This window comes from Rhizobium sp. 11_C7_N12_5 (assembly GCF_051811145.1).
Lineage (GTDB): Bacteria > Pseudomonadota > Alphaproteobacteria > Rhizobiales > Rhizobiaceae > Rhizobium > Rhizobium lusitanum.
In genome coordinates this window covers 395,911-408,051 of record NZ_JBPWPY010000002.1, presented here as the reverse complement: position 1 = coordinate 408,051, position 12,141 = coordinate 395,911, and the positions used below count along the sequence as shown (strand labels likewise).

General features: G+C 60.1%; 10 protein-coding genes. 5 read left to right on the top strand and 5 right to left on the bottom strand.

What is annotated here, in order from left to right; genetic code table 11:
- Positions 1-239: 239 nt before the first annotated feature.
- Positions 240-929 (bottom strand): DJ-1/PfpI family protein, encoded by a 690-nt coding sequence (locus AB8B29_RS21015; RefSeq protein WP_037192406.1) that lies wholly within the window; start codon positions 927-929, stop codon positions 240-242.
- Positions 930-1,014: 85 nt separating this feature from the next.
- On the opposite strand from AB8B29_RS21015, the gene AB8B29_RS21010 reads away from it, so the two are divergent.
- Together AB8B29_RS21010 and AB8B29_RS21005 are read left to right on the top strand one after the other, a co-directional pair.
- Positions 1,015-1,965 carry a GlxA family transcriptional regulator gene (locus AB8B29_RS21010; protein ID WP_037193185.1) on the top strand — a complete coding sequence of 317 codons (951 nt, stop codon included), beginning with the start codon at positions 1,015-1,017 and terminating at the stop codon, positions 1,963-1,965.
- A gap of 179 nt (positions 1,966-2,144) precedes the next feature.
- Positions 2,145-3,056, top strand: coding sequence for an acetamidase/formamidase family protein (locus tag AB8B29_RS21005; protein WP_037192409.1), 912 nt, complete (start codon positions 2,145-2,147; stop codon positions 3,054-3,056).
- A gap of 15 nt (positions 3,057-3,071) precedes the next feature.
- Here AB8B29_RS21005 and AB8B29_RS21000 read toward each other — a convergent pair whose 3' ends face one another.
- Together AB8B29_RS21000 and AB8B29_RS20995 are read right to left on the bottom strand one after the other, a co-directional pair.
- Complete coding sequence (locus AB8B29_RS21000; protein ID WP_037192412.1) at positions 3,072-4,814, bottom strand: cation:proton antiporter domain-containing protein; 1,743 nt, start codon at positions 4,812-4,814, stop codon at positions 3,072-3,074.
- 147 nt (positions 4,815-4,961) lie between these two features.
- Positions 4,962-6,008: an NAD(P)-dependent alcohol dehydrogenase gene (locus AB8B29_RS20995; RefSeq protein WP_037193189.1), complete on the bottom strand. Its 1,047-nt coding sequence runs from the start codon at positions 6,006-6,008 to the stop codon at positions 4,962-4,964.
- A gap of 257 nt (positions 6,009-6,265) precedes the next feature.
- Between AB8B29_RS20995 and AB8B29_RS20990 the strand changes: the two genes are divergently transcribed.
- Positions 6,266-6,406, top strand: coding sequence for a hypothetical protein (locus AB8B29_RS20990; RefSeq protein WP_167669539.1), 141 nt, complete (start codon positions 6,266-6,268; stop codon positions 6,404-6,406).
- Positions 6,407-6,435: 29 nt separating this feature from the next.
- Here the strand turns inward: AB8B29_RS20990 and AB8B29_RS20985 are convergent, their stop codons facing one another.
- Complete coding sequence (locus AB8B29_RS20985; protein WP_081938688.1) at positions 6,436-7,899, bottom strand: DHA2 family efflux MFS transporter permease subunit; 1,464 nt, start codon at positions 7,897-7,899, stop codon at positions 6,436-6,438.
- Positions 7,900-8,316: 417 nt separating this feature from the next.
- On the opposite strand from AB8B29_RS20985, the gene AB8B29_RS20980 reads away from it, so the two are divergent.
- Positions 8,317-9,111, top strand: coding sequence for a FadR/GntR family transcriptional regulator (locus AB8B29_RS20980; protein ID WP_037192414.1), 795 nt, complete (start codon positions 8,317-8,319; stop codon positions 9,109-9,111).
- Between the two features lie 70 nt (positions 9,112-9,181).
- On the opposite strand, the gene AB8B29_RS20975 is transcribed toward AB8B29_RS20980, so the two are convergent.
- Positions 9,182-10,678 carry an MDR family MFS transporter gene (locus AB8B29_RS20975; protein ID WP_037192417.1) on the bottom strand — a complete coding sequence of 499 codons (1,497 nt, stop codon included), beginning with the start codon at positions 10,676-10,678 and terminating at the stop codon, positions 9,182-9,184.
- Between the two features lie 324 nt (positions 10,679-11,002).
- Here AB8B29_RS20975 and AB8B29_RS20970 point away from each other — a divergent pair, with 324 nt between their 5' ends.
- Positions 11,003-12,136, top strand: coding sequence for an ROK family transcriptional regulator (locus tag AB8B29_RS20970; protein ID WP_037192419.1), 1,134 nt, complete (start codon positions 11,003-11,005; stop codon positions 12,134-12,136).
- The last annotated feature ends 5 nt before the right edge of the window (positions 12,137-12,141 follow it).

The window sequence follows — 12,141 nt, the reverse complement described above, 5'->3', positions numbered from 1 at the left end:
GGAACTTGTTCATCAGAATAGCCTCTCGCCCACCACAAGGCCGCACACGACATCGTGATGCCACGGTCGCAGAAATGCTGTTCCTGTCAAGCATGAGAGGCTACCTGAAATCAGGATCCTGTTCGCCCGATTGGGCATCGTCACCTCGATGGGATTGTCGCTACGATCAAAAGTCAGATCGTGTCCTTATCGACGTTCCATTTCAGCGAGGTGACATCGCTTGCGCACAGGATCGGCGCTCAACCGGCCTGATGCCGGCGAGCCGCGAGACGAGCCATGATGGCCTCCCGGGCCGTCCGCGAGCCGGCAAGCCGCCGTTTCGTCTCGATCAACACATCGGCCGGCGCCTCCTCCGGCGATCCGGAGTGAAACGGCGGTGCGGGCGCGTATTCCAGCGAAAGCTGGATGGCTTCCGCCTCCGCCTGATCGCGCAGGGCCGCAACGATGGTCAGTCCGAAATCGATGCCCGCCGTCACGCCGCCCGCGGTGAAAAGGTTGCCGTCCCGGACGACTCGTCCAGGGGTCGCGATGGCGCCGAATTCCGCCAGGAAATCGCGCGCATTCCAATGGGTCGTCGCCTTCCTGCCCTTGAGCAGACCGGCGGCGCCAAGAACGAGAGAACCTGTGCACACCGAGGTTATGAAGCGTGCCTGGGCCGCCTGCGCGCGGATAAAGGAGAGAACCGTCTCGTCTTCCAGCAGCGCATTGACGCCGCTGCCCCCCGGCACGCAGATCACATCGAGGGACGGGCACGCCGCAAAGCTCGTCGTCGGCTGCAGCACCAGCTTGGTGGCGGAGACGATCGGAGACGTATCCTTCCAGACGAGGTGAACCTCCGCACCTTCCATCGACGCAAATATCTCGTAAGGGGCGGTCAGGTCGAGTTGCTGGACGCCCGGAAAGGCGAGCAGGCCGAAGCGAACGGTCATGGTGGATCTCCTATGGTTGACTTCGACCAGCCTATGCGATCACAATCTGGCGTATTTGCCAAACTCCCGTCATTTTGTGCCAATCATGCGCCACATCGAGATACTTGCCTTTGACAATGCCCAGCTGCTCGACATAGCCGGTCCGCTGCAGGTTTTCACCAGTGCCAATGAGGCGGCAATCGAAAGCGGATTGCCAAGGCCCTATGAGGCAGTCGCAGTCGCGACGGACGCGCAGACCAGGACCAGTTCAGGCCTTGTGCTGACGACTGCGCCACTCAGCGACGTTGGCGGCCCGCTCGACACCTTGATCATCGCCGGCGGCTGGGGCGTCAACAAGGCATGCGAAGATCAGGCCCTGGTCGAGTGGGTGCGCAGGCGGTCGGCAAGCACCCGGCGAACCGCCTCCGTCTGCAGCGGCGCCTTTCTTCTTGCCGAAGCGGGACTTCTGGACGGGCGACGCGCGGCGACCCATTGGAACCGCTGCGAGGAATTCTCAAAGCGCTTCCCGCAAGTGAAACTGGAGCCGGATCCGATCTTCGTCCGGGACGGCGACCTATGGAGCTCGGCGGGCGTGAGCGCCGGCATCGATCTGGCCCTCGCTTTGGTCGAAGACGACCTCGGCCGGAAACTGGCACTTTCCGTCGCCCGCGAGCTCGTCGTCTTCCTGAAGCGGCCGGGCGGCCAGGCGCAATTCAGTTCAGCATTGCGACTGCAGGAAAGCGGCGAGCGCTTCGACCAACTGCATGCCTGGATCATGAGCAATCTGCGCGCGGACCTCTCTCTGCCCGTTCTCGCCGAACGGGCGAATATGAGTGCGCGCAGCTTTTCCCGGCATTACCTCAAGGCGACCGGACGCACGCCCGCAAGGGCTGTGGAGGATATCCGCACCGAGGCGGTGCGGCGTCTGCTGGAAGAGGGCCTTACGGTTCACCAGGCGCGCATCCGTTGCGGCTTCAGCTCGGAGGAAACCATGCGGCGCAATTTCCTGAGAAAATTCGGAACCACGCCACAGGAGTTTCGCGATCATTTCGCCTAGATCAACCTGCATTCCAGGTCGCGGCCGGCGAAATCCGCAGAGCGCTGTTGTCGCTTTTCTATTATCGTCCTTGGGATCGTCCGAAGCGGTAATCCATAATATCCGCAAACGCGGTCTTTCGTGACACGGCAAAGCTGTCATAGGTTGACCGAACCAAATTCAGGATAAGGCTGTAGGCAATGGCAACGCACCGTTTTACCCCCACCGTCTATCACAACGTCATCGGCTCCCTGCCGCCGGCCTTGCATGTCGCCGATGGCGATACCGTCATTACCGAAACGCTCGACGCTGCCGGCTATGACAAGCATGATATTCGCCATGCCTCGGGTCCCAACCCGATGAACGGCCCGATCTTCGTCGAGGGTGCGGAACCGGGCGATTCCCTCAAAGTCGAAATCCTGACGATGGTGCCGACGCGCGATACGGGATTCACCCGCAGCGTCGTTGCAGGCAACGTCGTCGATCCGCAGGATGTGCGGGCACTGCCGGCCAGCGAAAAGGTGATCTGGCAGATCGACCGCGAAGCCCTGACAACGAGACTTTCCGAGCCGGTGGCCGGCCTTGAGGCCCTGACGCTGCCGCTTTCGCCGATGATCGGCTGCTTCGGTGTTGCGCCGGCGCTCGGCCAGGCCATATCGACCGCCACCAGCGGCGAATTCGGCGGCAACATGGACTATCGGCTGCTGGGGCCGGGCACGACCATCTGGTTTCCCGTATCGGCGCCAGGCGCACTTTTCTTCCTGGGCGATTGCCACGCCGTGCAGGGAGACGGCGAGATCGTCGGCACGGGAATCGAAACCACCTTCGAGGTGACGGTACGGCTGAGCGTCGAAAAGAAAAAGACGATAGTCTGGCCGCGCGGCGAGACGGTGGACGACATTTTCACCATCGGCAATGCCCGGCCGCTCGACCAGGCCCTGCAGCACGCAACCAGTGAAATGCTGCGCTGGCTCGGCTCCGACTACGGCCTCGATAAGACTGCCGCCAGCCACCTGCTCGGCCAAGTCGTGCGCTACGATGTCGGCAATGTCTTCGATCCGGCCTATACGATGGCCTGCCGCGTTTCGAAATCCTGGCTGAGGCGCCGCTAAATCCCAGATCGGGCGTCAGCTCGCATCCTCTGATTGGTCGCGCCGCTGGCGCGACACGTTGCTTTCCTGCCGTTCGCGCGCCATGTGGCTGACGGCGGCGCGCAGTTGCGGATGCCGCGACATGAACAGGTTGAAATCACGGCGCTCCAGCACGAAAAGCTGACAGAAATCGACGGCAACGACATCGGCGGTACGGCGCGCGCCGGTCAACAGGGCCATTTCGCCGAAGAATGAACCGGCGCCGAGCGGAACCTCATCGTCCTCAAGCTGCACTTCGACGGCGCCGGACGCGATGAAGAACATGCTGTCGCCGCGATCGCCCGTGCGAATGACGCGATCGCCCGGCGAAGCCGATCTCGGCCGGAAGAGCAGCAGAAGCTCCTCATGCGCATTGTCATCCAGCTCGGCAAACATCGGAAAGGTCTCGATCAGTTCCTCGATCTCGAGACTATGCTGCCGATCCCTTTCCTCCCGCTGCTTGTTGATGGCGGTCAGTTCGCGACGCAGCCCATCTTGCTTGGCCATGCCGTATTTGCTCGCGAACGACGGCCATCGGGAAAACGTCCATTTCTCCAGCTTCTCGACGGCGAAGAAGGCCAGCGGATTGAGCGTAATCGACAGGATCGCTCCTGCAAGAATGAGATCCTGTCCTTCCCGGGACAACAGACCGAGCGAAACGCCGAGCCCGGCCAGGATGAAGGAAAATTCGCCGATCTGCGCAAGGCCGGCTGCAACCGCAAAGCCCATGCTCGCCGGGTAACGCAGCAACAGCACCAGGCCGAAAGCAATCAGTGACTTGCCGATCATGATGAGCGCAAGCACGCCGACGATCATCAGCGGTTCGCGCACCAGGATAGTCGGATCGAAGAGCATGCCGACAGACACGAAGAACAGCACGGAAAAGGCATTTTGCAATGGCAGGGAGTCGGCCGCAGCCCGATGGCTGAGATGCGATTCACTCATCACGAGCCCGGCAAAGAAGGCTCCAAGCGCGAAGGAAACGCCGAATATTTCCGCCGCCCCGAAGGCGATGCCGAGCGCGATCGCCAGAACCGACAGCGTGAACAATTCGCGCGAGCCTGTGCGGGCGACCGACGTCAACAGCCAGGGTACGACGCGCGGACCGATGAAGATCGCTACAAGAGTAAATGCCGCCACCTTGACCAGCGTCATGCCGATCGTCAGCCAGATCGAGCCGGAAGCCGCATGGTCGCCGGCATTCACATGGCCGCCCATGGCGCCGGCAAAGGCCGGCAGCAGGACAAGTGCGAGCACCATCGCCAGATCTTCGACAATCAGCCAGCCGACAGCCACGCGCCCGTTGGTCGAATTCACCAGATTGCGCTCTTCCAGCGCTTTCAACAGTACAACGGTGCTGGCAACGGCAAGGCTTAGCCCGAGGACCACGCCTGCGCCGATGCCCCAGCCCCAGAGGGACGTCAAGCCGATGCCTAAAAGCGTTGCGATCGCGATCTGACCGATGGCACCGGGGATGGCGACCCCGCGCACCGCCAGCAGATCAGCGGCCGAAAAATGCAGGCCGACGCCGAACATCAGCAGGATGACGCCGATTTCCGCCAATTGCGATGCGAGTGAAACATCGGCGACAAAGCCCGGTGTGGATGAGCCGATAATGACGCCGGCAACCAGATAGCCGACCAACGGCGGCAGATGTAGCCTGTCGGCGAGATAGCCGAAAATGGCCGCGAACACGAACCCGCCGGCAATCAGTGCGATCAATGCGACGTCGTGCGGCACGGCTATCCTTCCCGTTTCACGGCGTTAAAGCCTGTTCCTCTCTTTTCAGGCTAACTAGCATCGCTTTTGCCTACCCGTCTACGGGGTCGTGCGAAACCGGAGGAAAACGTCGCCTCGCCCATGCAAGGCGACGAGGTAAACAGACGCTTACTGATCCAGGATGATCTGCAGCTTGACATCCGTTGGTCTGGCCTCGACGGCACGATCGAACGCCTCGATGGAGTCTTCAAAGGCGAATGTCTCCGAGATCAGCGGCTTCAGATCGACACGGCCGGACGCGATCAGTGCGATGGAGCGCTCATATTGATGCGCATAGCGGAAGACCGTTTCGATACGGATTTCCTTGGTCGATGCCGTCGAAACATCGAAATCGACCGGATCGACCGGCAGGCCGACGGCGACGATGACGCCGCCCGGGCGCGGCAGCGCCATGACTGTTTCCCAGGCCTTCTGCGAACCGGAGCACTCGAAGACGACGTCGGCGCCCCAACCATCCGTAAGGCGGCTGACTTCCTCGACCAGATTGTTTTCGCGAATATTGACAGGGATGACGCCCTGATATTGGGCGGCGATGTCGAGCTTCGGCTGGGCGAGATCGGCAACGATCGCCCGTGCGCAGCCGCCGGCAAGAGCCGCGATCGCGACCATGGTGCCGATCGGGCCGGCGCCGAGGATGACGGCGGTGTCACCGGGGGTAATTCTCGCCTTGGTCGCCGCCTGCATGCCGACCGCAAAGGGTTCGACCATCGCGCCCTCGGCAAAGCTGACATTATCAGGCAGTTTGAAGGTATAATTGGCCGGATGCACGACAAAGGGCGTCAACACGCCATGGACGGGCGGCGTTGCCCAGAAGATGACGGCGGGATCGACATTGTACATGCCGAGACGGCTCGCTTTGGAATTGGGATCGGGGATCCCCGGCTCCATGCAGACGCGGTCGCCGATCTTCAGATGCGTCACGCCAGCACCGACTTCGACGACAGTGCCGGCGGCTTCATGGCCAAGCACCATCGGCTCGTTGACGACGAAGGGGCCAATCTTGCCGTGCGTGTAATAGTGGACGTCGGATCCGCAGACGCCGACCGTATGGATCTTGATCTTGACTTGACCCGGCCCGACCTCCTGCGGAAGGTCTATATCGCGGATTGCCAGTTCATGCTGGCGTTCCAGCACCAAAGCGCGCATCTTACTCATCGCATTTTTCCTCTTTTCGAAGCAAACGGCGCCTGCTTGCGCAAGGCCCAAACTCTTGTTCTTCCAGCGTCCAACCGGTGTCGCGAAACGAGCTTGCGCCAATGCCGGAGAAGACGCGTTGTGCTGGTGCCCAATAGAATGGCGGTATACTACCCCATTATATTAGAATGAACTTATTATTTAACGCCCTATTGCCAATATTGACTGGAGTTCCATTTCTTGCCTTTGTAATGATTGAGGAAAAGGAGGGGCTCATTATGGCAGTATATGATTGGACCGGTCAGCGCGCCCGCCGGATGAAAATGTTGCGTGCAGCAAGCTTTGCAATGCTTCTTATCATCCTGATGGCGATACCCGCCGTGCTGTTGCATTATAATCTCATTCAGTATCCCCATTGAGCAGCACATGTCGTTCATAGCGGAGATTTTCAAGCCGCCTTTTTCGCGCCCGCCTTCTGCTTGCGCGCAACGTTGTCGCCGGCCCTGCGGTCGAGCGGCAGGCAATCCAGCACGGCAAAGAGAGCGATGATGCCGAGCAACACGAAGGCGAGGCGGAATTCGATGGCGACGATGCCGCCTACGCCAAGCGGTGCACTGACAGCCTGACCGATGCGAATGCCGATGGCACCGACAGCGATGCCCATGCCCATGGTCAGCTGAAAGACGGTGCTGAACAGCGTGTTGGCGCCTGTCATCTTCTGCGGCGGAATGTCGGCGAAGGCAATCGTATTCAATGCCGTGAAATGCATCGAGCGGCACATGCCCCCGATGAACAGCACCGGTACGACGAGCCAGACCGGCGTATCGGGCGAAAACAACGCACAGGCTGCAATGAAGACGGCATTCAGGATGCCGTTGACGATCAACACCGGTTTAAAGCCGAAACGCCGCAAAATCGGCGTCGTCCCCGGCTTCATCGCCAGGTTGCCGGCAAAGACCGCCAAGGTCAGCATGCCGGCATGAAAGGCGCTGAGCCCGAAGCCGACCTGGAACATCAGCGGCAACAGAAAGGGCACCGCACCGATAGCGGTACGAAACAGTGATCCGCCGGAGATCGTGACCGCGAAGGTCGGCAGCTTCAGCCCTGAGAGATCGATGAGCGGATGCTCCGTCCTCAGGAAATGAAACGCGGCTACGGTGAGCAAAACCAGCCCGGCGACCACATAGGCCGAGGCTTCCAGCCATATGAGGTCGGGACGGCCGACCAGCTCCAGCCCGTACATCAGGCTTGCCAGACCGATGCTGCTGACGACGAAGCCGATCCAGTCGAAAGGCGGCCGCGCAGCATTCTTGGTTTCCGGAATGAGAATAAGCGCGAAGGCAAACGCCAATATGCCGAGCGGCAAGTTGAGAAAGAAGATCCAGCGCCAGTTCGCATGGTCGGTGATGAAGCCGCCGAGTGGCGGTCCAAGAACGGGCGCCACCAGCGCCGGCCAGGTGATCGTCGCAATCGCCGAGATCAGCTTGTCCTTCGGGGTATTGTTCAAAACCACGAGCCGGCCCACCGGCACCATCATCGCGCCGCCGATCCCCTGCAGGATGCGCATAGCGACGAAGGAGCCGACACCGTTGGCAAAACCGCACAAAACGGAAGCGAGCGTGAAGACGACGACGGCCGTGGTGAATACCAGTCGCGCGCCGAAACGGTCGCTGATCCAGCCGCTGATGGGGATGAAGACGCCGAGCGTCAGAAGATAGGCACTCATGCCTATATTGAGATCCACCGGTCGGGCGCCAAAGGAAACGGCCATCTGCGGCAGCGCGGTTGCAATGACCGTACCATCCAGGTTTTCCATGAAGAAAGCACCGGCCACGAGCAACGCAATCGAGACCGACCGTGAGCCTGCCGCCTGCATTTCCTTCTCCCGCCCATGCGTGGACATGTCGTTCATCAACCAGTTACTCCGAATCCGCCTCGCATCCCCCTTTATTTAATCGGTTCGGCATCGTTTCCGATAGATCGAAATCGTCCCATCATTCGATTGGTCAATCACGTTTCGCTTAGTGGGTGGCGCAGAATTTGATTGCCGTGCTGCCACCTTCCGCCATGCGGCTGGGCCGGAAATCATGACGATCCGCCAATGCGCCTTGGTGAACGGACCGGTCAATCCGGTGCCAGTAGGCATTTGCGCACAAGACATGGTAGGGTTTTTTATCGGAAATGCCGCGCCAAGAACGACAGGATCGATATCAAAACAATATGAAACAGCCTCGAACAAGCCGAGACATCAGCATAGAGCCCGCAAAACATATCATCGGCTGAAGATTAGCTTCGCAATCGCGTATCAAAGGAATGAGAGCTCCGCATAATGAAACATGGCCTTGATGCAAAGACCACTGCGGCAACACCGGAGGCGAAACTGATCGTAACGCAGTCACCATTCGATGCCTTTGTGCGAAAATACGGTACGATCCCCCGTCGCGGCGTCTTCGGCTATTTCGTCCACGAGCTTGGTCGCCGCATCGTCGGTGGAAGTTACCCGGTAGGCGCCACGCTGCCGAACGAGCCCGATCTGGTGGAACAATTCGGCATCAGCCGCACCGTCATTCGCGAAGCGATGAAATGCCTTGCCGGCAAGGGGCTGGTGGAGATCAAGACCCGCGTCGGCACCCGCGTCAAGGAGCGCTCCAACTGGCATCACCTCGATACCGACGTCATGGTCTGGTACTACGAGACCGGACCTTCGGTGGAAATCATGCGCTCCATCAAGGATTTGCGGCTGGCGCTGGAGCCGGAGGCTACCGCGCGTGCCGCCACACGCCGCACGGACGAAGACGTCACGGCAATCAGTTCCGCTTACGGGGAAATGGTTTCCACCATCGGCGACATCAATACCAATGCCGACGCTGATCTGCGCTTCCATACCGCGATCTTCGCCGCCACGCACAACATGATCTATTCACAGCTGATCGACCTGATTGCGGTTGGGATCTACGCCAATCGCACGCTTTCGGACCATGATGAAGTGGCGGAGGGTCAGAAGCGTTCCCTGCCCTACCACAAGGCCATCCTTGACGCGATCGTCGCCCGCGATTCCGACGCCGCGATCAAGGCATCACGGAGCCTGTTGGAGTCCTGGCGCATCAGCCACTACGATTTCTGACGCAGCACGTCGCAAGCGTCACGATGAATGCCGGCGGAGGGAAGCGTGGCCCGTTGCCGGTCGCGCTCCGTCAATGCGTCATCGCATCCTGGGCATCCGCCTTGGGCACCGATCGGCGGCCGGCATCATGGGCAACGGGAATGAGCCAGACGGTTGCGAACGTCGTGATGGCGACGATGACGACGCCCCAGAAACTCCAGTGAAGCGCGGCGTCGAAAACGTTCCTGATCGCCGGATCGCCGACAAGATCGGAAAGGCCAGTCGGCTGGTTCAGAATATCGTGAAGCCTCGTTGCCAGTTCGCCGCTGCCGAAATGAGCGATACCGATATTCATGATCGCGCCGAGCGCCGTGGCGCCAAGCGTGTTGCCGAGGCTGCGCGAGAAGATGATCGAGGCCGTGGCGCTGCCGCGCATAGACCATTCGACGCTTTCCTGCACGAGCACGACGCTGGTGAGACTGATGAGACCCATGCCGAAGCCCATCAGAAACGAGCCTACGCCGGCGATGATCGGGCTGCTTTCCGGGGTCAGGAACAAAAGAAACAGCGCACCGAACGGAAACATGAAGCTTCCGGCACGCAAGGTCCGGCGGATGCCGAACATGCGAAAGAACCGGCTCGCAAGCATGACCGCCAGCGGCCAGCCGACGATCAGCATGGTCAAGGTGAATCCGGCTTCGAGCGGTGATCGGCCGAGAACACCCTGAACGTAGATCGGCAGAACTGTCGTCAGGCCGATCAAGGCCATGCCGGCAAGCAGGGTTGCCGCATTACTGGTCGCCACCAGCCGCCGGCTCCACAGCGCGATCGAGATGATCGGCTCAGGCGCCCGCCGCTCCTGCCATATGAACAGGACGCCGCTGACCACAAAGACGATCGCTAGCAAACCAAGGACGGCAAAACCGGAACCGGTTTCCGTCAGAATGACCAGCAGCGATACGATCGATATCGAAAACAGGATCGTCCCGAGATAGTCGATCTTCGCCTCGCGCGGGGTGATGCGCTCATGCAGGAAGCATACGAAGCCGGCGATGGACAGGACGCCTAACGGCAGGTTGATCCAGAAAATCCATGCCCAGGAGAGATGATCGACGATGATGCCACCGGCAAGCGGACCGATGACCGCCGAAACAGCCCAGACGCTGGCAAGGGCACCCTGCACCTTGGCACGCTCTTCCAGCTTGTAGAGATCGCCGACAACCGTCATCGTCACGGGCTGAATGGCGCCGGCGCCAAGCCCTTGAAGCAGCCGGAACGCGATCAGCGAGGCCATCGACCAGGCAAAACCCGCAAGCGTAGATCCCACGAGAAAGATCAGGATGCCAACGATAAGCATGGGCTTGCGGCCGAACATATCGGAAAGCTTGCCATAGATAACCGTCGTGGTGGACTGCGCCAGGAGAAAAGCGGAGAAGACCCAGCTGTAATAGGTGAAGCCGCCGAGCTGGCCGACGATGCGCGGCATGGCGGTCGCGACAATCGTCGCTTCCACTGCGACCATGAAGGTCGCAAGCATGATCGAGACGATGACCAACGGACGTCTCGAACGATCGACCGTGCTGGACATGGTATTCCTTTCTGACTGCCGCGCCCGATGTCGAATACGCACAGGCCGTCGAGGCGACCATGATCGAGCGTTTCATTTTTGGAATCGACGCCGGAAGACGAGGCGACTGGGGGGATTTTTGCCTAGATTGCTATGATAAGCATTGCATACTGATACAGGTCGATGTCAACTGTTTAAACGCAACTGCAGATCGCGCAGATTGACTGGAATCCGTCTGTTGTCACGTCCGCAAATAAGCCCTCAGCTAAATTTATTTCCGTTGATTTGTTCATTTTATGAACTTATTGTCGGAAAAACACGCTGAAATCCAGGCGGAACGTCGAATTGCTTACTTCTTCCCAGCAACAGCTTCTGCGCGTGATCAGTCAATCCGGACCACTGAGTCGAACAGATCTTGCGACATCTATGGGTCTTAGCAAGGCCGCCATGAGCGGAATTGCCCGCGATCTGATCTCACTTGGCGTCCTGCACGAAACGGAGACGATCTACGGCCAGGGCCGCCCCTCGATCCTGCTCGATCTGCATCCCGAAGGCGCCTTCTTCGTCGGCATTTCACTGCTCGAAGACCCGGCAGCGATGGTGCTTAGCGATTTCAACGGCAGTATCGTCGCGCGCCAGACCATGCCGCGGTCGCGCGATCCGGATGTTATCGCCGAGTTGATAGCAGAGACGCTGCCGAAGCTGCTGGCAGAACGCGAGGATGCTGTCCGCAAGCTTTACGGCATCGGCATCGCCCTCTCAGGCTTTGTCGACGAGAAGCAGGCAAACTGCGTTCAATCAACGCTGCTTGGCTGGAAGGATGTGCCGCTTGCGAGCATCGTCAGGCAGAAGACCGGTATCGACACCTTCATCGAAAACGACGCCAAGGCGGTCGCCGTCAGCGAGAAGCTGTTCGGCAGCACACGCGACGTCCAGAATTTCAGCGTCGTCTCTTTCGACGACGGCATCGGCTGCGCCCATTTCGTCGGCGGCAAGCTTTATCGCGGCAATCATGGCGGCGCCGGCGAGATTGCCCATTGCACCATCGAACCCAATGGCTCGCCCTGCCGGTGCGGCAAGCGCGGCTGCCTCGATACCGTCGCCTCGATGAAGGCAATCAAGGAAATGGCGAAAGCGGAAGGCCTTGCGTGCAGTTCCCTTGACGATCTGGAAAACGAGGCCTCGCTCGGCAACGCGGCCGCCATCCGCATCCTGCATCGGGCCGGAAATGCACTCGGTCTGGCCATCGCCCATCTGATCCAGTTCAACGATCCCGGCATGATCCTGATCACCCATGTCGAGGGACGCTTCGATGGTCTCTTCGGCACTGTCATGCGGCAGGCGGCCGAGGCGAACGTGTTGCCGCGCTATGCCGGCCAGACGCCGATCCGCAACCAGCGCGTCGATGGCGATGTCTGGGCGCGTGGCGCCGCCAGCATTGCCGCCCATAATTTCCTGATTGGTCCCAGCCCGAATTGAGGTTC

Excerpts from the sequence above, each read along its gene's own strand:
- AB8B29_RS21015 (WP_037192406.1), bottom strand. The coding sequence starts at position 929 with ATGACCGTTCGCTTCGGCCTGCTCGCCTTTCCGGGCGTCCAGCAACTC.
- AB8B29_RS21010 (WP_037193185.1), top strand. The coding sequence starts at position 1,015 with ATGCGCCACATCGAGATACTTGCCTTTGACAATGCCCAGCTGCTCGAC.
- AB8B29_RS21005 (WP_037192409.1), top strand. The coding sequence starts at position 2,145 with ATGGCAACGCACCGTTTTACCCCCACCGTCTATCACAACGTCATCGGC.
- AB8B29_RS20995 (WP_037193189.1), bottom strand. The coding sequence starts at position 6,008 with ATGAGTAAGATGCGCGCTTTGGTGCTGGAACGCCAGCATGAACTGGCA.
- AB8B29_RS20990 (WP_167669539.1), top strand. The coding sequence starts at position 6,266 with ATGGCAGTATATGATTGGACCGGTCAGCGCGCCCGCCGGATGAAAATG.
- AB8B29_RS20985 (WP_081938688.1), bottom strand. The coding sequence starts at position 7,899 with ATGAACGACATGTCCACGCATGGGCGGGAGAAGGAAATGCAGGCGGCA.
- AB8B29_RS20980 (WP_037192414.1), top strand. The coding sequence starts at position 8,317 with ATGAAACATGGCCTTGATGCAAAGACCACTGCGGCAACACCGGAGGCG.
- AB8B29_RS20975 (WP_037192417.1), bottom strand. The coding sequence starts at position 10,678 with ATGTCCAGCACGGTCGATCGTTCGAGACGTCCGTTGGTCATCGTCTCG.